General features: G+C 65.2%; 21 protein-coding genes. 6 read left to right on the top strand and 15 right to left on the bottom strand.

Going from position 1 to position 19,512, the window contains the following annotated elements; translation table 11 throughout:
* Nucleotides 1-34: 34 nt before the first annotated feature.
* The 12 genes from AB0O58_RS15865 to AB0O58_RS15810 all read right to left on the bottom strand — a co-directional run bounded on the left by AB0O58_RS15865 (nucleotide 35) and on the right by AB0O58_RS15810 (nucleotide 11,032).
* Entirely contained in the window at nucleotides 35-250 is a 216-nt protein-coding gene (locus tag AB0O58_RS15865; RefSeq protein WP_027495736.1) for a DUF2945 domain-containing protein, read from the bottom strand.
* Nucleotides 251-314: 64 nt separating this feature from the next.
* Nucleotides 315-1,310, bottom strand: a complete 996-nt coding sequence (locus tag AB0O58_RS15860; protein ID WP_045842157.1) for an alpha/beta hydrolase family protein — start codon at nucleotides 1,308-1,310, stop codon at nucleotides 315-317.
* Nucleotides 1,311-1,420: 110 nt separating this feature from the next.
* Nucleotides 1,421-2,578 (bottom strand): DUF6596 domain-containing protein, encoded by a 1,158-nt coding sequence (locus AB0O58_RS15855; protein ID WP_366238492.1) that lies wholly within the window; start codon nucleotides 2,576-2,578, stop codon nucleotides 1,421-1,423.
* 8 nt (nucleotides 2,579-2,586) lie between these two features.
* Nucleotides 2,587-2,994, bottom strand: coding sequence for a YciI family protein (locus AB0O58_RS15850; RefSeq protein ID WP_366238482.1), 408 nt, complete (start codon nucleotides 2,992-2,994; stop codon nucleotides 2,587-2,589).
* 93 nt (nucleotides 2,995-3,087) lie between these two features.
* Nucleotides 3,088-4,110 (bottom strand): class II fructose-bisphosphate aldolase, encoded by a 1,023-nt coding sequence (gene fbaA, locus AB0O58_RS15845; RefSeq protein ID WP_032367298.1) that lies wholly within the window; start codon nucleotides 4,108-4,110, stop codon nucleotides 3,088-3,090.
* Between the two features lie 32 nt (nucleotides 4,111-4,142).
* Nucleotides 4,143-5,153, bottom strand: a complete 1,011-nt coding sequence (locus AB0O58_RS15840) for a LacI family DNA-binding transcriptional regulator (protein ID WP_366238481.1) — start codon at nucleotides 5,151-5,153, stop codon at nucleotides 4,143-4,145.
* A 36-nt stretch (nucleotides 5,154-5,189) separates the two neighbouring features.
* Complete coding sequence (locus tag AB0O58_RS15835) at nucleotides 5,190-5,840, bottom strand: nucleoside/nucleotide kinase family protein (RefSeq protein ID WP_027495731.1); 651 nt, start codon at nucleotides 5,838-5,840, stop codon at nucleotides 5,190-5,192.
* Nucleotides 5,830-6,756 (bottom strand): PfkB family carbohydrate kinase, encoded by a 927-nt coding sequence (locus AB0O58_RS15830; protein WP_027495730.1) that lies wholly within the window; start codon nucleotides 6,754-6,756, stop codon nucleotides 5,830-5,832. The genes AB0O58_RS15835 and AB0O58_RS15830 overlap by 11 nt, the downstream gene beginning before the upstream one ends.
* Nucleotides 6,734-7,516 (bottom strand): ATP-binding cassette domain-containing protein, encoded by a 783-nt coding sequence (locus AB0O58_RS15825; protein WP_027495729.1) that lies wholly within the window; start codon nucleotides 7,514-7,516, stop codon nucleotides 6,734-6,736. Before AB0O58_RS15825 ends, AB0O58_RS15830 begins: the two co-directional genes overlap by 23 nt.
* Entirely contained in the window at nucleotides 7,513-8,502 is a 990-nt protein-coding gene (locus AB0O58_RS15820) for an ABC transporter permease (RefSeq protein ID WP_027495728.1), read from the bottom strand. The genes AB0O58_RS15825 and AB0O58_RS15820 overlap by 4 nt, the downstream gene beginning before the upstream one ends.
* A 34-nt stretch (nucleotides 8,503-8,536) precedes the next feature.
* Complete coding sequence (locus AB0O58_RS15815) at nucleotides 8,537-9,538, bottom strand: substrate-binding domain-containing protein (RefSeq protein ID WP_366238480.1); 1,002 nt, start codon at nucleotides 9,536-9,538, stop codon at nucleotides 8,537-8,539.
* Between the two features lie 501 nt (nucleotides 9,539-10,039).
* Nucleotides 10,040-11,032 (bottom strand): YihY/virulence factor BrkB family protein, encoded by a 993-nt coding sequence (locus AB0O58_RS15810; protein ID WP_366238491.1) that lies wholly within the window; start codon nucleotides 11,030-11,032, stop codon nucleotides 10,040-10,042.
* 151 nt (nucleotides 11,033-11,183) lie between these two features.
* Here AB0O58_RS15810 and AB0O58_RS15805 point away from each other — a divergent pair, with 151 nt between their 5' ends.
* A complete protein-coding gene (locus tag AB0O58_RS15805; RefSeq protein WP_027495724.1) occupies nucleotides 11,184-11,354 on the top strand; it encodes a CsbD family protein in 171 nt (56 codons plus the stop codon).
* Between the two features lie 219 nt (nucleotides 11,355-11,573).
* Nucleotides 11,574-12,293, top strand: coding sequence for a GAF and ANTAR domain-containing protein (locus AB0O58_RS15800; RefSeq protein WP_222067208.1), 720 nt, complete (start codon nucleotides 11,574-11,576; stop codon nucleotides 12,291-12,293).
* Nucleotides 12,294-12,304: 11 nt separating this feature from the next.
* Here the strand turns inward: AB0O58_RS15800 and AB0O58_RS15795 are convergent, their stop codons facing one another.
* From AB0O58_RS15795 to AB0O58_RS15785, 3 genes are all read right to left on the bottom strand, one after another.
* Entirely contained in the window at nucleotides 12,305-13,108 is an 804-nt protein-coding gene (locus AB0O58_RS15795) for a DNA-formamidopyrimidine glycosylase family protein (RefSeq protein ID WP_094695509.1), read from the bottom strand.
* Between the two features lie 70 nt (nucleotides 13,109-13,178).
* Nucleotides 13,179-14,609, bottom strand: coding sequence for a PepSY domain-containing protein (locus AB0O58_RS15790; RefSeq protein WP_094695510.1), 1,431 nt, complete (start codon nucleotides 14,607-14,609; stop codon nucleotides 13,179-13,181).
* A gap of 146 nt (nucleotides 14,610-14,755) precedes the next feature.
* Nucleotides 14,756-15,286: a hypothetical protein gene (locus tag AB0O58_RS15785; RefSeq protein ID WP_045842081.1), complete on the bottom strand. Its 531-nt coding sequence runs from the start codon at nucleotides 15,284-15,286 to the stop codon at nucleotides 14,756-14,758.
* Between the two features lie 144 nt (nucleotides 15,287-15,430).
* Here AB0O58_RS15785 and AB0O58_RS15780 point away from each other — a divergent pair, with 144 nt between their 5' ends.
* From AB0O58_RS15780 to AB0O58_RS15765, 4 genes are all read left to right on the top strand, one after another.
* Entirely contained in the window at nucleotides 15,431-15,691 is a 261-nt protein-coding gene (locus AB0O58_RS15780) for a hypothetical protein (protein ID WP_143544845.1), read from the top strand.
* A gap of 47 nt (nucleotides 15,692-15,738) precedes the next feature.
* On the top strand, nucleotides 15,739-16,887 hold the full coding sequence (locus tag AB0O58_RS15775; protein WP_052061275.1) for a hypothetical protein: 1,149 nt from the start codon (nucleotides 15,739-15,741) through the stop codon (nucleotides 16,885-16,887).
* A gap of 174 nt (nucleotides 16,888-17,061) precedes the next feature.
* On the top strand, nucleotides 17,062-18,453 hold the full coding sequence (locus tag AB0O58_RS15770) for an NAD(P)/FAD-dependent oxidoreductase (RefSeq protein ID WP_366238479.1): 1,392 nt from the start codon (nucleotides 17,062-17,064) through the stop codon (nucleotides 18,451-18,453).
* On the top strand, nucleotides 18,453-19,493 hold the full coding sequence (locus tag AB0O58_RS15765) for an agmatine/peptidylarginine deiminase (RefSeq protein ID WP_206498813.1): 1,041 nt from the start codon (nucleotides 18,453-18,455) through the stop codon (nucleotides 19,491-19,493). The genes AB0O58_RS15770 and AB0O58_RS15765 overlap by 1 nt, the downstream gene beginning before the upstream one ends.
* Nucleotides 19,494-19,512 lie beyond the last annotated feature (19 nt).

Below are 19,512 nucleotides of genomic sequence, written 5' to 3'. Positions count from 1 at the left end.
CAGGAGCAACTTTCGAGAAGCTTACGGAGCGGGATCAGTCCTTCTTGTCGAGCGATTCGGGCTTGTGCACTGCGTCCTTTCCGGACTTGTCACTTTCGACGCGGTACTGCGGGTCGTCTTTCGAGGCCTTGACCTTGCGGCCGGCGGCTTCGGTCTCGGAGGTGATCTTCTCCTGCACCGTTCCCTCGGTGGTAGTTCCGTGGGTCTGCCATTCGACCTTGTCGCCCTTGTGCAAATCGTCCTTCGACATGTTCCGGTGATCCCTTCGTCGGTGGTCTGTCCATCGACACTTACCCACGAGCGCGTCGGCGCAATCAGCTGGTTCCCAGAGCCGGAGCCAGTGTGGTGAACCAGGCCTCTCGCAACTGGTCCTCGAACAGCGGCCAGGTATGCGCACCTTCGTCGCGCATGGATACCGTCGCCGGAACGTCGGCCCGACGCAGGGCGTCGACGAAGATGGACGTGCAGTAGTTGACCATCGCTTCGACCGCCATGCCGCCGAACGGTGGAACGGCACCGTCGGGAATGCGATCCACGGCGCCGGGCGCACCGCGTGACGAGCTCACGTACACCGCCGTTCCACGAAGTCGTTCGACGTTGAGCGACGGGTCGTGGTCTCGCCATCCCTGACTTCCCGGCAACCCCCACATGTTGAACGGATTGTTGAGCCCGCCGGCGATCATGGCCGAGATGCCGGCGGTGGCAAGCGGATTGGACGGTGCCGGGCATCCACTGAACGACGCGGCGGCGTCGAACACATCCGGGGCCTGGATCGCCAGATCCAGCGCCGGGCCACCGCTCATCGACAGCCCCGCGACGCCGCGCTTGCCCGTCGAGCCGTAGGCGGCGTCCACGGCCGCGGGTAGTTCACGGCTCAGATAGGTCTGCCAGAGGTTGGTCCCCAGCACCGGATCGGTTGTCTGCCAATCGGTGTAGAAGCTGAACCGACCGCCGATCGGTGCGACGACGGTGACGTTCTTGTCGAGAAAGAACTGTTCGACGCCGGAGTTGTTGAGCCAGCCGACCCCGTCCTCGTTGCCGAGGGCACCGTTGAGCAGAACCAGCGTGGGCGCGGGACCACCTCCGGGCGAGTGCAGCACCTCGTTGGAGATGACACGATTCATGGACGGAGAGAACACGTTCAGCACCGCGCGCGTTGCCGACACCTGGTGGATTCCGACGGCCCCGACTGCCGCGTCGGCCGATCCGGTAGTGCCCGGCAGCGCCTGCGCCGGATTTCCGGCCAACACTATCGACGCCAGTACGGCCGCCGTCACCACCGCGGTGGATCGAGTCAGCTTTCTTCTCATCTGTCCCACAGGCAACATCAGCACCATACGAGGGTTGCACGAATTCCGCTTTCGACCGCTAACGATCCGATTACAAAACCGCCCGGTCCGTTCGCTGTTTTCAGGTATCTCTACGGACCTGCGGTACGAATTCGCGTGGCGCGCAGCGTCAGATGATGCCGCTCGGCCACCGAGGACGCCGACTCGGCCGCCCGCACGAACAGCTCGGCCGCCAACCGGAGATCGCCGGCCTTCTCGTGCAGGTGCGCAGCCACCGCGTGGTACCGCGGTACGGCGGAATCGACGGCGGCGAGCGCCGCGAGTCCGGCGGCCGGGCCGTCCGCTTCCCCCACCGCGACAGCTCTGTTGAGCCGTACTACCGGACTGTCGGTGATCGCGAGCAACTCGTCGTACCACTCGACGATCTGTACCCAGTCCGTGTCCTCGACCCGTTGCGCATCGGCATGCAGGGCGGCAACGGCGGCTTGTATCTGGAACTCGCCCAGCCGATCCCGAGCGAGCGCCGCCTGCAGAATCCGAACTCCCTCGGCTATCGAGACGGTGTCCCAGCTCGACCGATCCTGCTCGGCCAAGGGAATCAGCCGGCCGTCGGATCCGGTTCTCGCAGCGCGCCGGGCGTGGTGCAACACCATCAACGCCAACAGTCCAGCGGTCTCCGCGTCGTCGGACAGGGTCGCGAGCTGCCTCGTCAACCTGATCGCCTCGGCCGCGAGATCGACGTCGCCGGTATACCCCTCGTTGAACACCAGGTACAGCACCCGCCGAACCGTCGTGAGGTCGCCCGGAGCGTCGAAACGGACGTCGCGCACCGCCCGTTTGGCTCGGCTGATGCGCTGGGCCATGGTTTTCTCCGGCAGCAGATACGCCTGCGCGATCTGCCGCGTCGTCAGACCCCCGACGGCACGCAACGTCAGCGCTACCGCTGCTGCGGGTGTCAGCACCGGGTGCGCGCAGAGGAAGAACAACTGCAGTGTGTCGTCGACGCCGTGGACACTGCCCGGTTCCGGCTCGGCCGCAACCCGGTTCTCTCGATCCCGTCGAGCCTTCTCCGATCGCTGGGAGTCGAGAAATTTGCGCCACGCCACGGTGACGAGCCAGCCCTTCGGGTCGGCCGGCGCGTCACCCTCCCCTGCCGACACTCCCCACACCGACGTCGCCTGCACCAACGCCTCCTGGACGGCGTCCTCGGCCGCGGCGAAATCTGCTCCGCGGTGGACGAGAACGCCGATCACGGACGGAGTCAGCATCCGCAGCGCGTGAGGATCCACGAGTGCCGTCACTCTTCGATCGTGGCGGGGGCCTCCATGAACGGACGCAGCTCGAGCCATTCGCCGATCGGCTCACCACCGGCACCGGGTGCTGCCGAGAGCTGCCCCGCGAGTTCGAGTGCGCGGTCGTAGGACTCGACGTCGATGACCATCCAACCTGCGATCAAGTCCTTGGTCTCCGCGAACGGACCGTCGGTGACCGGGGGCTTTCCGGCCCCGTCCGACCGCACCCACGTTCCCTCGGGGGCCAGGGCCTGCGCGTCGACGAACTCGCCCGTCTTCTCGAGCTCAGCGGCGAAGTCTTGCATGAACTGAATATGGTCGTGCACTTCGGCCGGGGTCCACCGGTCCATCGGAGTCCAGCCGGCAGGCTCGGGGGCCCCGCGGTAATGCTTGAGCATGAGGTACTTGGCCATGATGTCTCCTAGCGTCGGATGCAGTCATTCTTTCTGCATTCGCCCCTGGGACGGAGCCGGTCGGCCGATATCTACACACTCGACCGAGAAACTTCACCGCATCGTGCGTCCGACCGAGCCGAGCATCTGGGTTGCCTCGACCACGCGTGCTGCCATGGCCGACTCGGCCGGCTTGCCCCACGATCGGGGGTCGTAGGCCTTCTTGTTGCCGTACTCGCCGTCGATCTTGAGAACCTGGTCGTACTTGCCGATCATGTGGCCCGCGATGGACCTGGTGAACGCGTACTGGGTGTCGGTGTCGATGTTCATCTTGATCACCCCGCTGGCCACTGCCGACGCGATATCGGCGGCACTCGAGCCCGATCCACCGTGGAAGACCAGATCGAACGGCTTGTCCTTTCCGGTTTCGGCACCGACGACCGACTGGATCTCGTCGAGAATCTCGGGACGTAGATGTACCGAGTCCGGGTTGTAGACACCGTGGACATTACCGAAGGTCAGCGCCGTCATGTACCGACCACGCTCGCCTGCACCGAGCGCGGCGATCGTGGCGCGGGCGTCGTCGACGGTGGAGTACAGCTGCTCGTTGATCTCGTGAGACACCCCGTCTTCTTCCCCGCCGATCACTCCCACCTCGATCTCGAGAATGGTGTCGGCCTGGACCGACAGATCGAGCAGTTCCCGTGCGATACGCAGGTTCTCGTCGAGCGGCACGGCGGAGCCGTCCCACATGTGTGATTGGTACAGCGGTGCCAGGCCGCGCGAGCGCCGTTCGATCGCGTCGGACAGCAGTGGGCGCACCCAATCGTCGAGGTTCTCGGCGGGGCAGTGATCGGTGTGCAGGGCCACCGAGATCGAATAGTGCTGCGCCACTTCGTGGGCGTACTGCGCGAGCGCCTTGGAGCCGGCGAAGCGGTTCTGCACGGCATTGCCGGACAGGTACAGCGCGGTGCCGACCGACACCTGGATGATGCCGTCGCTCTCGGCTTCGGCGAATCCCTGCAGCGCCGCGTTGAGGGTCTGTGAGCTGGTGACGTTGATCGACGGGTACGCGAACCCGCCCTCTTTCGCGCGGTCCAACATGGCGACGTACTGTTCCGGACTGGCAATCGGCATGGGCTGTTCTCTCTTTCGGGTGCGGCTGGTCTTCAGCGTGTTGCTGCAGCGCAGCCGCACGAATTGCGGTGGGTGAACATCGTCGGTACCGAAATGGACCGCGGCGCGTCGTCACGGCCTTCGATTCGACCGATCAACAGGTCGGCAGCGGTTCTGCCGATGGTCTGCACGTCCTGCGCGGCGGCCGTCAGGCGCGGCTCGAACAGATCGGACCACTCGAAATCGTCGTAGCACACGAACGCCAGGTCGTCGGGAATCGACAAGTTAAGCGCGCGAACCGCTTTGAGGGAACCGATGGTCATCGAGTTGTTCATCGACACCAATGCCGAAGGCCGGTCCGCGCCCGTCAGCAGTCGACGTACCTCCGTCTCGGCCACCTCGACGTTGGACCTTCCCTCGAGGATCAACCAAGGGTCGAGTTCGATTCCCCGGTCGGCGAGCGCCCTGGCATAACCTGCGAAACGTTCTGTGGTGGAGGAGATTCCCTCGATCCCGCGGACGATCGCAATTCGCTCGTGGCCGGCGTCGAGCAGATGGGCCGTCAGCTCGTACGCGGATTGCTCGTTCTCCGGGCCCACCTGATCGCACGGGATATCCAGCATACGGTCGATCAGCACGAGAGGTGTTCCGCTGCGCATGATCTCGGGAATCGTCGACTCCTCCGAGCCGGCCGCAGGCGCAAGGATCATGCCGTCGACCTGACGGTCCAGCAAAGAATCGGTGACGCGCCGCTCCGACGTCGGCTCGTCGTGCGAGTCACCGAGAATCAACACGTAGCCGGCCTCCGACAACCGCTGCTCGACGGCATAGACGAGGCTGCCGAAATACGGATTGGTCAGCGCCGCGATCGACAGCCCCACCGTGTGGGTTCGACCGGCCGCGAGAGAACGCGCCACGACGTTGCGCCGGTATCCGATCTCGACGATGGCAGCGTCGACGCGTTGCCGGGTGGCCGGGTTGACCTTACGAGTTCCGTTGAGCACGTGCGAGACCGTCGATACCGACACTCCGGCGATCCGAGCGACGTCGTCCATGGTGGGCATGTCAGTCGTCTCCATGGGTATCGGTCGCCGGCGGTCTCATGTCAATCGCAGGATTCGATCGGCGCGCTGGGCGGTCGAACCGATGAGCTCGGCGTTGCGTTCGTCCGAACCCAATGCCCAGAACTGCGCTTCCTCGGGCGATTTCCCGTACGCCTCGTGCCGCGCGACGAGACGCTCGTGCCGAACGGCCGTGTGCGGAGCCAGGAACCACACCTCGTCGATCATCGCCCGTGCAGCAGGCCATGCGTCGGATTGCATCAGCAGGTAGTTGCCCTCGGTGATCACCAACGGAACGTCCGACGGGACCGGTACGGCGGACCCGATCGATTCCTCGATCTCTCGCCTGAACTTCGGTGCGTACACCAGCGGATCGCCGGGGCGTTGATCGTGAATCGCGGCGACGAGACGCGCATAGCCGCCGTCGTCGAAAGTATCGTGTGCGCCCTTGCGATCGAGCCGGCCCAGTTCGATCAACACCTCGTTGGCCAGGTGGAATCCGTCCATCGGAACCAGCACCGAAAGCTCGGGGCCCAGTGCATCCACCAACTGCTGTGCCACGGTGGACTTTCCGGCACCCGGTGCACCGGTCAGGCCGAGTATGTGCCGCTCTCCCGGCACGGCGAGCCGCCCGGCCAGCTCCACGAGTTCGTCGAGGGATGCTTCCTGCACCTGTCGGTCATTGCTCACTGTTGTCGCTTTCGAGTACGTGGGTGGGAAGTTCGCGTAGCCACGCCCTGGGGCCTATGACCGAACAGCGCAGCGCGGCAACGCGAGCCGACCTTCGGATACGTTCCTGCACGGAGCCGAACTGCGTCGAGTAGTACGCGTACGCACCGTGGAAGACGTCGCCGGCTCCCAGTGTATCGACCACGGTGACCGCCTCGACGGCCACGGAGCCGGAGTTGCCCTCGGACCAGAATTCGACGGGCTCTCCGCCGTGGGTGGTGACAACCGTGCGTACGCCCGAGCGCACCAACGTCGCCGCGGTGGCAGCTGTGTCCGACGCTCCGGGCGTGCGAAAGTCCGCTGAGCACACCATGTCCGTGACGAACGGAATCAGCTCGCTCATCACGGGTTTCCAGCGTCCGGCGTCGACGACCGACGTGGTATCCCGCGCCGCCGCATGTTCCACGGCGGCGCGGGCGATCAGGGGGTGGTGGCCGTCGACGAGTACGACGTCGGCACCGGCGAGCACGGCATCGAGATCGTTCGGCGGCGCGGCGTCGGAGTGCACGGCGTCGGCCGAGACGACCGACCGGTCTCCCGTCGACTCGATCACTGTCACGGCCGACACTGGTACAGCTCTCACGGTGCCCGCGATCGAGTCGATCACGCGCACATCGCATTCCGCAAGTTCTGCCTTGATCAAGGCAGCCACCGGATCGTCCCCGAGCGCAGTGACGAGAACGGCCGTACCACCCAGTGCGGCGAACGTGACGGCGGCGTTGGCGGCAGGACCGCCGGCCGCAACGAACTGCGCGTTCGACGTGATCTTCTGGTTCGACGCCGGCGGCGACGACACTCGATGAATCACATCGAGTGTCGCCAGCCCGACGAAAACGCCGACCGGGCGAGACGCATCAGAGGCCGGCGCGTTCCTCATCGGTCGGCTCCTCCGCGCCGGTCATGAGCGCGACGACCTCGGACATGGTGCGCTTCTTCGGATCCACGACGCCTGCGCGTTTGCCTAGGCGGTGGATGTGGATGCGGTCGGCGACCTCGAACACGTGCGGCATGTCGTGGCTGATGAGCACCACGGGTATCCCACGGTCGCGAATCGTTCGGATCAGGTCGATCACCATGCCCGATTCCCGCACGCCCAGAGCTGCGGTCGGCTCGTCCATGATGATCACCCCGCGGCCGAATGCCGCTGCTCGCGCCACTGCGACGCCCTGACGCTGCCCACCGGACAACGTCTCGACGGCCTGGTTGACCGACTTGATGCCGATCTTGAGGTCCTGCAGATGCTTCGACGACTCGTCGCGCATTCTCGGCATGTCCAATCGCCGAAAGATGCTGCCGCTGATGCCTTTGCGCTTGATCTCGCGTCCGAGGTAGACATTCGACGCGATGTCGAGCGCAGGAATGACGGCCAGGTCCTGATAGACCGTCTCGATCCCGGCCGCCCGGGCGTCGCGCGTGTTCTTGAACGACACCGGCGAGCCGTTCATCAGGATCTCTCCCGAATCCGGAATGACAGCTCCGGCCAAAGCCTTGATGAGACTGGACTTTCCGGCACCGTTGTCGCCGATCACTGCCAGTACCTCACCGGCCCGCAGCTCGAAATCCGCGCCGTTGATGGCCGTCACGCTGCCGTAGGTCTTGACCAGACCACGTGCTTCCAGAGCGAGGGGGGCAGTCACTGTGACCTCCTGCGTGCGAATTGATCGACGGCCACCGCGACGATGACGAGAATGCCGGTCGCGACGTTCTGGTACAGGCTGTCGACGCCGGCCTGGGTGAGCCCGTTGCGCAGCACCCCGACGATCAGAGTTCCGATGAGAGTCCCGATGACGGTGCCGCGGCCACCGAACAGGCTGGTTCCACCGATGACGACCGCGGTGATCGTTTCGAGGTTGGCGTTCTGATAGGCGTTCGGGTCGGCATTGGGGATCCGCCCGAGCGCTGCCCATGCCGCGATCGCGGCGATGACACCGGTGACGATGTAGACCGAGAACAGCACGCGACCGGACTTGATGCCGGAGCGGTCCGAGGCCTGCGGGCTACCACCCACCGCGTATATGTGCCTGCCCCAGGATGTTTGGGACAGTGCGTACCACATCACGGCGTACACCAGCAGCATCACCACCACGCCGTACGTGGTGGAGAAGCTACCGATCTTGAACGACGTCCCCAGCAGTGTCAGCGGCCCGCTCGGCACCTGGTAGGTCTCGGAGCCGGCCAGCAACCTGGTGGCTGCCTGGATCGCGGTGAACGTGCCGAGTGTGACGATGAACGGCGGCAGTCGCAGCATCGTCACCAACCCGCCGTTGATTGCGCCGAACGCCACGCACACGGCCAGTGTCGAGCCGAGCGCCACCACCGGGCCGTTGGCACCAGCGGTCTGCGCCATGACGATGGTGCCCATCACGGCCACCGCGCCGATCGACAGATCGATACCGGAGGTGAGGATGATGAGCGTCTGGCCGACGGCCAGAATGCCGACCACCACGGACTGCTGCAGAATCAGAGAAACGTTCTGCGGGTTGAGAAACGAGCTCGAAATCGAGCTGAACACGATGATGGCGATGACGAGCGCGGCCATGGGCCCGAGCAGCGGTTCACGCAGGATGGTTCCCACGTTGAACCGGCTCGGAGCCTTGGGAGGCGCGGCGGTATCGGTGCTCACGAATCAGTTCCTGGTCCTCGACGGATTTCTGCGATCAGCCCCAGCAATTCGCTTCGCCCCATGCGGTGTCCTGGGATTCGATTCCGGCAACAGGCTTGTCGGTGACCAGCTGAGAACCGGTGTCGTTGAAGCCACTGGGCTTGGTGCCGTCCTGGGCGAACTTGACCACAGCGTCGACGCCCTGCTCGGCCATCTTCGCCGGGAACTGCAGTACCGTCGCACCGATGATGCCGGACTTGACGTTCGCGATACCGGTGCAGCTACCGTCGATCGAGCCGATGGTGATCTGATCGGCGCGGCCTGCGGACTGAATCGCCTGGTAGGCACCCGCCGCGGCGGGCTCGTTGATCGTGTAGAGCGCATTGACACCCGGAGCGCGCTGCAGCAGGTTCTCCATGGCCGTCTGCGCCTTGGTCTGGTCGCCGTTGGTGTTCTCCTGGCCGACGATCTCGGGAGAGCTGTCGGTCAAGCCCATTCCTTCGAGGAAGCCGTCGTGACGGAACGTGTCGACGGTGCCGCCCGCGGTGCCGTCGAGCATGATGACCTGGGGTGCAGTGGTTCCCAACGTGCCCTTGACCCATTCGCCCTGGCTGACGCCTGCCGCCTTGTTGTCGGTGGCGAACGTCGCGTCCACTGCGTCCTCGGGGTCGGTGGCCGTATCGAGGGCGATGACGACGACGCCTGCGTCGCGTGCCTTCTTGATCGCGTCGAGGACTCCAGTGGAGGAGTTCGGGGTGATCAGAATGCCTTTGACACCCTGGCCGACCAAGTTCTCGATCGCCGCGACCTGACCCTCGTTGTCACCGTCGAATGCACCTGCGAGAGCGACCAATTCGGCTCCACTGGAGTCCGCCTTGGCCTGAGCTGCCTCGCGGAGCTTCACGAAGTACGGATTGGAATCCGTCTTGGTGATGAGGCCGACCTTGACGCTGTCCGAGTCCGAACTGCTGCAGCCGGTGAGGCCACCCAGCACGAGCGAACCGGCCATGATCGCGGTTCCGATCGTCAGCACAGACTTCCGACGGTGATTGAACATGTGGACTCCCTTGTCCTCGCTACGCAGGTCGCGTCGCTCGATTGCAGGAGCGTACGACCAATACAAGCGCTTGCGCATGCGCTTTCGCGAAATAAATCCGAAAACTTTTCCGACCGGCCGGCGACTACTCGATTCAGCCCGATCAGCCCCAGTTCCCGCAAACGCGCGCGCGTTTGCCATCTGCGCGCGGAATAGTGCCCGATCGCCCCGCTATTCCGCGCGCATCCAACGAATGCGCGCGCGTTTGCCCAGCCGATCGGTCTCCGCTCCGGCCCCGCCGCCCCGGTCTCCGCCGCCCCGGTCTCCGCCGCCCCGGTCCTGCGCCGCCCCGGTCCTCGCAAACGCGCGCGCGTTTGCCATCCGCGCGCGGAATAGTGCCCGATCGCCCAGCTATTCCGCGCGCATCGAGCGAATGCGCGCGCGTTTGCGGAGCCGATCAGTCCCCGCCCCGGTCCTGCGCCGCCCCGGTTCTCGTAAACGCGCGCGCGTTTGCGGAGCCGATCAGTCGCCTCGCGTGCGCGGCGAGTCCTCGTCCACCACCGAATTCGGCTCGTCGTACGTGACCGTGATGTCTTGGAATCCCTTGTTACGCTGCGCTTCTGCTTGACCGGTGTAGGAGTTCTTGTCGCCCTCGGTGAGTTCGACGTTGTCGGTGAACGGCGTCAGCAGAGCCCGGGGATGCAGGTGGTCGACGCGCACGGCATTGATCTCGATGCACAGCACGATCAGCACCGACGCGACGTACAGGAAACCCAGCAGACCGAGGACGATGGCGAAGATGCCGTTGCTTGCACTCGCGTTGCCCACGACGTAGCGGATGTAGATGCCGCCGAACGATTGCAGCGCCTGCCAGACGACGGCCGCGATCGCCGCACCGGGAAGTACGTCGCGCACGCTCAGGTCCCGCGCGGTGCCGATTCGGAAGGCCGCGGTGAAGACGGCGGCGTTGACCACCACCGCTCCGACGAGTGCGAGCGCACCACCGGCGAATCCGAACACACCCGAGGACGCGACGCCGTTTAGCACCGTCAGTCCGATGATCGCGGTGCCGACCGTACTGAGCAGCAACAATCCGCGCAGCCGACCCTTGATGGGATCCGGTTGCTCGTTGCGCGGCACCGACCACGCGGTGTTCATCGCGTACTGCACGGCCAGTGACACTCCGAGTCCGCCGTAGAGCGAGCCGACCACGCCGATGACGATGGCCGTGGTTCCGCCACTGAGGCGATCCGGCTGACCGAGCTGATCACCGATGACCGGGATCTGGCTCATGGCCGAGTCGATGATGCGGGTCTGCAGCTCCGGGTCGCCGGCCAGCACGATTCCCAGCACCGTGGTGAACAGCAGCAACAAGGGAAACAGCGACAGGAACGAGTAGTAGGCGATCAGTGCCGCGAGGTAGCCGCCCCGGTCGTCCAGAAATTTGTACAGCACTGCCAGCGGGAAACCCGCCGAGGGGTGCCTACGCTGGAAGTTGTCTACCTTCGCGACCATCATCGGTCGAATGTAGCCAGAGGCGAGCCTGCGGAAACGTCGACGCTCCGGCGATCGGTGTGACCCAGATCTCACAATCGAGACGTGCGCTTCGCCGGCCGAGCTCCGACCAACACTTCAGGAACAACCCGCACAGAGAGAGGAACTCGCCATGAGCTTCATCGACAAGGCCAAGAACGCAGCAGAGGACGCCATCGGCAAGGCGAAGGAAGTTGTCGGCGACGCAACGAACAACAAGGACCTCGAGGCCGAGGGCAAGAAGGATCAGGGTTCGGCCGGCGTCAAGAAGGTCGGCGAGAACATCAAGGACACCTTCAAGTAACCAGCAGCCCCGGAAGGGTCGTCGATCGAATGATCGGCGGCCCTTCGTGCATCCCGCGACGATGCGCCGCGATACTCACCGGACCACCGCATCGCGAACCGTATAAAATCCATTGATCCGGCCTCGAGGTCGGGACAGGGCGTCCAGAAGCAGGCGCACGATCGAGGATCTCGCCGACGCGACGACGTCGACGGTCCACCGCGCGAGAGGATCGTGTGAATGACTGATTCACCGGCCGAGCAAGACACGTCTCGAACGTCCGAAGCCCTGTCGCTCGCGCAGTTCGCTCGATCGCTGCGCGACACTCATCGGTCGATGCCGCAGACGTTGAGTGAGATTCTCCGAATGGCGATTCGGCTCATTCCGGGCGCAACCACCGGATGCATCACCACGGTGAACAAGGGTGAGCGCACAGTCGTCGCATCGACGGACCCGATCGCCGAGAAGCTGTGTCGGTTGCAGTACGAACTCGACGAAGGTCCGATTCCCACCGAGGTCCGGCACCTCGACGTCGTCGTGTCCTACGATCTGGCAACCGAACCGCGATGGCCGCAGTTCGCTGCGATGGCCGTCGAGGCCGGTTTCAAGTCGCTCTCGGCCTTTCAGCTCTACAGCAACGCCGATGACCTCGGGGCGCTGGTGTTGTACAGCGACGTCACGGGCGCGTTCGACGCCGACGCGGTAGCGATCGGCGAGGCGTTGGCTGCGCATGCTGCCATCGCGATGCTCAGTGCCCGCGACAACGAGCAATTCCGGACCGGTCTGGCGAGTCGAGACATCATCGGCCAGGCAAAAGGCATGATCATGGAACGGTACGACCTCGACGCGGTACAGGCGTTCGACCTACTGGCGAAACTCTCGCAGCAGCAGAATCTGCCGCTGCACACCGTCGCTCGCGATCTCGTCGACGCCGACCACCCCACGAACTCGACGTTCTGACCCTTCCGCGGTCACAGCCCTGGCTCCGGCTGGCAGTGCGGACACCACCATGTTCGACGTCGATCGGGGTCGTTCGGCACGTCGGCCTCGACACGAATGACGGTCGCGCACCGCAGACACGGTTTACCGGCCCGACCGGCAACCCAGTGGGTCCGGCCGCGACGAGTGTCGCCGGTGGTGACCTGCATGGACCCGGGGGTGCTCGCCGAATGCCGCATCGCCCGCTCGAGCAGAGTCACCAGTTTCTCCGCGTCGACGCCTGCCGACGGAGCCCAGGGCCACAGTCCACGCAGAAAACACAGCTCGTTCGCCCATAGATTTCCGGGCCCCGCGATGACCCGCTGATCCAGGAGGGTAGAGACGATCGGCCGAGAACCCTGCGCGAGGATGTTCGATGCCGCACGATCGGTGTCGAACTCGGCATGCAATGGGTCCGGTCCCAGATGCGCGACCAGCGCATTCATCGAGGCCGTGTACCCGTAGTCGACGACCGGCAACAGGATTCCGTATGCGGTCGGCCCGTCCACCGCGGCCAGCCGCACGCGGACGTCGGGCTGCACCCGCCGCGGTATCGAGCGGCCGGCTCGCACCACCGTCCACGATCCCGTCATGCGGAGGTGGGTGTGCAGCGTGGTGTCGTCGTCGAAATCGGTGAACAGATGCTTGCCGTGCGTTCGGTGCGCGACGACGGTTCGCCCGGCAAGATTCTCGACGGCGTGTGCGGGCACGTTCAGTCGCCCTGCCCGTAGCGTGACGCCGTCCAAGGCTCGCCGCAATCGTGCGGCGAGCGCGTGGACGGTGTCACCTTCGGGCATGGTCTCCGAGTATCCCGAGGGCGGCAGAAACAATCGGACCGACCGGCGAGAGCGCGTCGTCCTCCTCGCGTCAGTGCGCGGGCCGCCTGACGTATCCGACCATGAAGTCGACCGCCAGGAAGGCGACCAGGCTGAGCCCCAACAAGGGCAGGAACCAGCCGACGGCCACGGCAGCCGTGGCGAGGAGCACCGCAGAGATCGGCGAGATGCGGCGCAGTCCCCCACGCAGAGGCGGCCGGCCTGCGGTGAGTCCAGCGCTCTTCGTGGGGCGACGCTTCCACCACATCATGTAGCCGCGCACGATGACCGACGCCAAGGCGAGCGAAAGCCCAACCAGGGCAATCTGATTGGCTGCGCCGAACAGCGTCCCCATGTGCAACTGAATTCCCCAGGCCGCCAGCTTGGCTGCCACCGGCCAATCGGCGAAGTATTGGGTGTCGATCACCGCGCCGGTGCTGCCGTCGATCGAGATCGAGTTGTTCGACATCACCCAGGGCTGACGGGTTTCGGCGACGACGAACGCCACGTCGTCCGACGCCGGGATCGATGCCTCCACCGCACCGTCGATGCCGTTCGCTGCGGCAGTATCGATCACCGAATCGATGCGGCCGACATTGCTGTCTGTCGCCGACGCATCGGCCGACATGTCCATCGAATGCCCACCGTGGCCCGAGTGATCCCCCATGGTCGCCGTGTCGGAGGAACCGATGGTCGTGGCGACGGCAGGGGTCGTCCAGCTCAATGCCGCACGGAGGTCGGTGACGTTCGCGCCCGCGTAGGTGGACCACGTGAGTCCGGTGGCGGAGAGGAAGATCAGACCTACAGCGATCCAGATACCGGCTACGCCATGCCAGTTCAAGGATCGGTTGCGGCCCTTCGATTCACGATCGAAGGTGAGCAGTGTCGCCCGGTCTCGGTTGCGTCGGTAGCGATCGATCCACAGGTACAGGCCGCCGAGCGCGATCACCCACAACCACGATGCGGCCAGTTCGCTGTAGATCCGGCCCGGTTCACCGAGGTGCAGGTGTCGGTGCAATTCCGAGATCCACGTTCTGACCGGCAAGGCGCTCGAGGAGCCGTAGACGGCGAGTTCACCCACCGGTGACGCCGTGGCGGGATCGACGAAGACGGCCAGTCGTCGCGATTCGCCGAGGGTCGGGTCGGTGAACAGCACTCGGGTGGTGTCGCCGACTTCGGCGGCGGGTCGCACGGCCGACACGGTCAGATCCGGCCTCTCGGCCTGAGCGGCTCGGATCTGTTGGGCGACCGGGACAGCCGGTCCGGTGGAGTCGACGTGCAGATAGTCGCGATAGACGAGTTGTTCGATGGTCGGGGCGACGGCGTAGAGGCCGCCGCTGACGGTGGCGATCAGGATGAACGGTGCGATGAGTATGCCCGCGTAGAAGTGCAGACGAAGAATCAGCGGACGCCAGCTGCGCGGGCCGGACGGACGGGTGGGCGGGGAAGGATCGGCGACGCGTTCCTTTTCCGGTGTGGACATGAGAGCTCGTTTCGTGAAGGCAGGGGTGGGCGCGCGCCGTGGGCACGGGTCGACTCGATGTCGAGCGAATCGTGCTGTGCGCGTGAAGAAATTGCCGCAGCTCTGCTCGCCCCCGCGGTGCAGGAGCGGTAGGTGGGAGGCTGCGGTCAGTACGACGCGGCAGGCGGTCCGCGGTTCCCGGAGCCCGAGAGATCGAGGAGCCGGTGGACGCCGGGTGTGCGATACAGCGGAAGCGGGGCGGCACTCTGCGAGTCGTCGACGACGAGAATTGCCAGTATCGGGAGTATTCGACGAACAACGGTGGCTGCGTGCGAGATCCCACGCTCGGCCCCGTGCACGATCACCGCGCCGACGACGATCGCGATCGCGTGGGCCGCAAGCATCTGCTGCGTCAGCACCGAACCGTGGTGATCGCCGTCGACGATCGTCAGCAGCACGTGTCCGATCGTCTGCGCAGCGGCCAGCGTCGCCATCAGCTGCAGGCGAGGCGCGATGACGATCGGCACTGCGCCTGCGGCGTAACCGAGTCCCGCGCACACCAGTGCCAACAGGACGATCGCGGCGTCGGAGGGGAACATACCTCCGCCGAATGCGTGCGCGGTGGCGGTGATCGTTGCCGTCAGAGCGCCGACGGCCGACCCGCGCAGGGCTGCGGATCCGTCCGGGGTCGCGGGCACGAACAGCAGACTACTACCCGTTTCGGCAGAGGCACTGGCGTCTCGCCTATGTCGCATGGTTTGTGCGCGAAAACCGATCCAGCGGTCTTTTTCAGGTCCGTTATGGTGATCGCGAGTATCACGCCACGTTCAGAGAGGATTGCCGTGCCGGACAGTTCGGATGTGGCTCAGGCCCGTGTGTTCGCCCACATGCTCGCGGCCGAAATTGCGTCGACATCGAGCCGAATCGAGGTCTCCGAGAACTACGCCCACAAGGCCTTCCGGGTGGGCGACCCCCGCAGCGCGAAGTGGCACACCGACGAGGCCCGCGCTCAGAAGCAGGCGCTGTACGAATTGCACCGCCAACTGGACGCACTGCACAGCCGCTTCCAGATCTCGAATGGTGAACCCGAACCCGTGTGCTGACGTCGGCTCGGTGTGTGAGGGCGCCTGGTCCGGGGTACCGCGACAAGATGGTTTTCGACAAGACAGACAACGGCTCGGGGGCCGAAAGCGAAGGACAACGAACGATCACGATCGGGTTGGTGGCCGACGAGGGATTCGCGTCGACGATAGCGGCCGCCATCGAACAGGAACTTCCGCCCACCATCACGATCGACGGAACCGATGCCCGACTGGACACGGCCCGGCCCGCAGTCACGCTGCCTCCCACCGAGGCAGGTTCTGCGCCGTTGGGTCAGTGGCTGGAGGCCATTCAGGCCACCAACACATTCGACCTGGTGCTCTGCATCTCCGAGGTTCCGCGACGCGTCGGGGCCAGCCCCGTCGTCGCCGAATTGCGTGACGGTTCGACCGGTGCTTTGTACGTACCCTCGTTCGGCACCATAGGAGTACGGCGTCGCGCTGTGGCGGTGGCCATCGCCATCGTGCACGATCTCCTCCGCAGCGATACTGCCTCGCGGCCACACCTGCGACGGTCGATGTCCAAGTGGGCTCCGGGCCCCGACCCCGACGGTGGCGGCGAGCGAATCCTGCTCACTCCCGGCATGTTCGGCCGAACACGCATGATCATGGGCATGATTCGCTGCAATCGGCCGTGGCGTCTCGTCCCCGCACTGTCGAGCGTGCTCGCGGCCGCGAGCGCCGCGTCGGCGTTCGGTGTGTTCTACGCGAGCATCTGGCAGATGGCGGCCTCGATGACACCTGCCCGGCTCACACTGATCGGCGTCGCCGCCATCGTGGCCATCACGGTGTGGCTGATCTTTCCGCACGGCCTCTGGGAGCACCGACGGTTCCGCTCCTCGACCACCGATCGCTGGATATACAACTCTGCCACTCTCGGCACCGTCGTGGCCGGCGTGCTGTGTATGTATGCCGTTCTGTTCGCGGTCGTGTTGCTCTCTGCTGCCGTGGTGATCTCGCCCGAGTTCCTCACCGCTCAGATCGGGCGAGAAGCAAATACGGCGGACTACCTGTCACTGGCCTGGTTGGCGGCGTCGTTGGGCACGGTCGCTGGAGCAGTGGGCTCGTCGGTGTCCGATCGCAGCGACATCCTCAACGCTACGTACGGCCACCGAGAAATGCTCCGGCGCCAGCACAGCGCAGAACGGTCACGCGCGGAAAAAGCCGGGTCCGAAGAATTCAGCAAAGCCCAGCCCTAGGCCGGGTCACCGGGGTGCCGTCGCGACGACGGAGAGCACAGGACCTGTTGGCCGAAATGTAGCGTGCGATCTCGCGGGAGTAGCCAATTCGTCGCGTGTGCTTTCGGGCCGATCCCGGACAGAATCGAGATCGCACGGCCGAATCAGCAGTAATGCAACCAAAGGAGCCCGACAGTGCCCACTCTGGAACGCGACGTCGCTATCGTCGGGGCCGGCCCTTCCGGCCTGGCCGCAGCAACCGAGCTCCGCAAAGCAGGATTGTCCGTCGCCGTGCTGGAAGCGCGTGACCGCGTCGGAGGACGTACCTGGACGAACACCATCGACGGTGCGAGCCTCGAAATCGGCGGTCAGTGGGTCTCACCCGATCAGGAATCTCTCATCGCGCTGATCGGTGAGCTCGGCCTCGACACGTTCGACCGATACCGCGAGGGCGAGTCCGTCTACATCTCCGCCGCGGGCGAGCGGACCCGCTACTCGGGTGACTCGTTCCCCGTCGACGAGACCACCGAGAAAGAGATGGACCGACTCGTAACACTGCTCGACGACTTGGCCGCCCAGGTCGGCCCCGAGGAACCGTGGGCGCACCCGCTGGCGCGTGAACTGGACACGATCTCGTTCGAGCAGTGGCTGATTCGTGAGTCCGACGATGCCGAGGCACGAGGAAACATCGGCATGTTCATCGCCGGTGGCATGCTCACCAAACCTGCGCACGCGTTCTCGGCACTGCAAGCAGTCTTGATGGCCGCATCGGCGGGATCGTTCTCGCACTTGGTAGACGAGAACTTCATCCTCGACAAGCGCGTCGTCGGTGGCATGCAGCGGGTGTCGATCCGCATGGCGGCCGCCCTCGGCGACGACGTCATCCTCGCCGCGCCGGTGCGAACGGTGCGGTGGAACTCCGACGGCGCAACAGTATTCGCCGACGGCGACATCGAGGTACACGCCAAGCGGGTCGTTCTCGCCGTTCCGCCGAACCTGTACTTGCGTATCTCCTACGACCCGCCACTCCCGCGTCGCCAGCATCAGATGCACCAGCATCAGTCCCTCGGACTGGTGATCAAAGTCCATGCCGTCTACGACACCCCGTTCTGGCGCGAGGACGGGCTGTCGGGGACCGGCTTCGGTGCCTCCGAGATCGTGCAGGAGGTGTACGACAACACCAACCATCAGGACAGCCGCGGAACACTGGTCGGCTTCGTGTCCGACGCCAAGGCCGACGCGATGTTCGAGCTCGACGAGCAGGAGCGCCGCGCGAAGATCCTCGAATCGATCGCACATTACCTGGGGCCCAAGGCAACCGAGCCGGTCGTCTACTACGAGTCGGACTGGGGTTCGGAAGAATGGACCCGTGGTGCGTACGCGGCCAGCTTCGATCTGGGGGGTCTGCACCGCTACGGCAAGGACAGCCGCACCCCCGTCGGCCCGATTCACTTCTCCTGCTCCGACATCGCCGCGGAGGGCTACCAACACGTCGACGGCGCAATCCGCATGGGTCACCGCACCGCCGCGGACATCGTGTCGACAATCGGCCACGACATGCCCGCCGCTGCGTGTGGGAGGCAGTGATGCAGTGGCGGATGCCAGCGGAAGGCGCTCGGCACGAACGGACGTGGATGGCCTATCCGTGCGAGGGGTATTCGCTCGGTGACACGCCCGAGGAGCACCACGAGGCTCGCACCACGTGGGCCGAGGTCGCGCGAGCCGTCGCACGATTCGAGCCGGTCACCGTCGTCGTCGACCCCGCCGAAAGTGCCGTCGCACGCACGTATCTGACTTTCGAGAGCGCTTTCCCCATCGACATCCTCGAGGCACCGTTGAACGACGCCTGGATGCGCGACATCGGGCCCACGTTCGTGCTGTCCGAGGACGGCCGTGTCGGCGGCGTCGACTGGGTGTTCAACGGCTGGGGCGCGCAGGACTGGGCGCGCTGGGACAAGGACTCGAAGATCGGCGCGCTCGTCGTCGAGAAGTCCGGTGCCGAGATGATCGATTCACCGATCGTCAACGAGGGCGGCGGTATTCAGGTGGACGGACTGGGAACGGTTCTCGTCACCGAGACGGTACAACTCGATCCCGGTCGCAATCCCACGCTGTCGAAGGCCGATGTCGAGGCCGAACTTGCCCGCACGATCGGCGCCACCACGGTGATCTGGCTTCCTCGTGGACTCACCCGTGACGCGGACGAGTTCGGAACCCGAGGCCACGTCGACATCGTCGCTGCCATCCCCTCGCCCGGCGTCGTTCTGGTGCACGACCAACGCAATCCCGAACACCCCGATCACGACATCAGCAAGGCCGTGTTCGAGATCTTCGAGAACAGCACAGACGCACGCGGTGAGAAATGGACCATCGTGAAAGTTCCGGCACCGGAGATTCTCCGCGACGAGGAGGGCTTCGTCGATTACAGCTACATCAACCACTACGTCGTCAACGACGGTGTGATCGCCTGCAGCTACGGCGATCCCGCGGACGAAGAGGCTGCTGCCATTCTGTCGGCGGCATACCCGGGCCGCACCGTCGTCACCGTCGACGCTCGGCCACTCTTCGCCCGCGGGGGCGGAATTCACTGCATCACACAGAACCGGCCACAGGCTCAGACGGACTGAGTGGACGCGGGGCAGGTGC

Origin of the sequence: Rhodococcus sp. NPDC080181 (genome assembly GCF_040702225.1) — a bacterium.
In the GTDB taxonomy this organism is placed as follows: Bacteria; Actinomycetota; Actinomycetes; order Mycobacteriales; family Mycobacteriaceae; genus Rhodococcoides; species Rhodococcoides fascians.
The sequence above is the reverse complement of the archived record's forward strand: the minus strand, read 5'-3'. Positions and strand labels throughout refer to the sequence as shown.

What these genes read in the sequence shown, in the direction of transcription:
- AB0O58_RS15830 (WP_027495730.1), bottom strand. Translation starts at nt 6,756, where the DNA reads ATGAGGAACGCGCCGGCCTCTGATGCGTCTCGCCCGGTCGGCGTTTTC.
- AB0O58_RS15840 (WP_366238481.1), bottom strand. Translation starts at nt 5,153, where the DNA reads ATGCCCACCATGGACGACGTCGCTCGGATCGCCGGAGTGTCGGTATCG.
- AB0O58_RS15790 (WP_094695510.1), bottom strand. Translation starts at nt 14,609, where the DNA reads ATGTCCACACCGGAAAAGGAACGCGTCGCCGATCCTTCCCCGCCCACC.
- AB0O58_RS15860 (WP_045842157.1), bottom strand. Translation starts at nt 1,310, where the DNA reads ATGAGAAGAAAGCTGACTCGATCCACCGCGGTGGTGACGGCGGCCGTA.
- AB0O58_RS15850 (WP_366238482.1), bottom strand. Translation starts at nt 2,994, where the DNA reads ATGGCCAAGTACCTCATGCTCAAGCATTACCGCGGGGCCCCCGAGCCT.
- AB0O58_RS15810 (WP_366238491.1), bottom strand. Translation starts at nt 11,032, where the DNA reads ATGGTCGCGAAGGTAGACAACTTCCAGCGTAGGCACCCCTCGGCGGGT.
- AB0O58_RS15765 (WP_206498813.1), top strand. Translation starts at nt 18,453, where the DNA reads ATGCAGTGGCGGATGCCAGCGGAAGGCGCTCGGCACGAACGGACGTGG.
- AB0O58_RS15815 (WP_366238480.1), bottom strand. Translation starts at nt 9,538, where the DNA reads ATGTTCAATCACCGTCGGAAGTCTGTGCTGACGATCGGAACCGCGATC.
- AB0O58_RS15805 (WP_027495724.1), top strand. Translation starts at nt 11,184, where the DNA reads ATGAGCTTCATCGACAAGGCCAAGAACGCAGCAGAGGACGCCATCGGC.
- fbaA (WP_032367298.1), bottom strand. Translation starts at nt 4,110, where the DNA reads ATGCCGATTGCCAGTCCGGAACAGTACGTCGCCATGTTGGACCGCGCG.
- AB0O58_RS15865 (WP_027495736.1), bottom strand. Translation starts at nt 250, where the DNA reads ATGTCGAAGGACGATTTGCACAAGGGCGACAAGGTCGAATGGCAGACC.
- AB0O58_RS15800 (WP_222067208.1), top strand. Translation starts at nt 11,574, where the DNA reads ATGACTGATTCACCGGCCGAGCAAGACACGTCTCGAACGTCCGAAGCC.
- AB0O58_RS15775 (WP_052061275.1), top strand. Translation starts at nt 15,739, where the DNA reads ATGGTTTTCGACAAGACAGACAACGGCTCGGGGGCCGAAAGCGAAGGA.
- AB0O58_RS15795 (WP_094695509.1), bottom strand. Translation starts at nt 13,108, where the DNA reads ATGCCCGAAGGTGACACCGTCCACGCGCTCGCCGCACGATTGCGGCGA.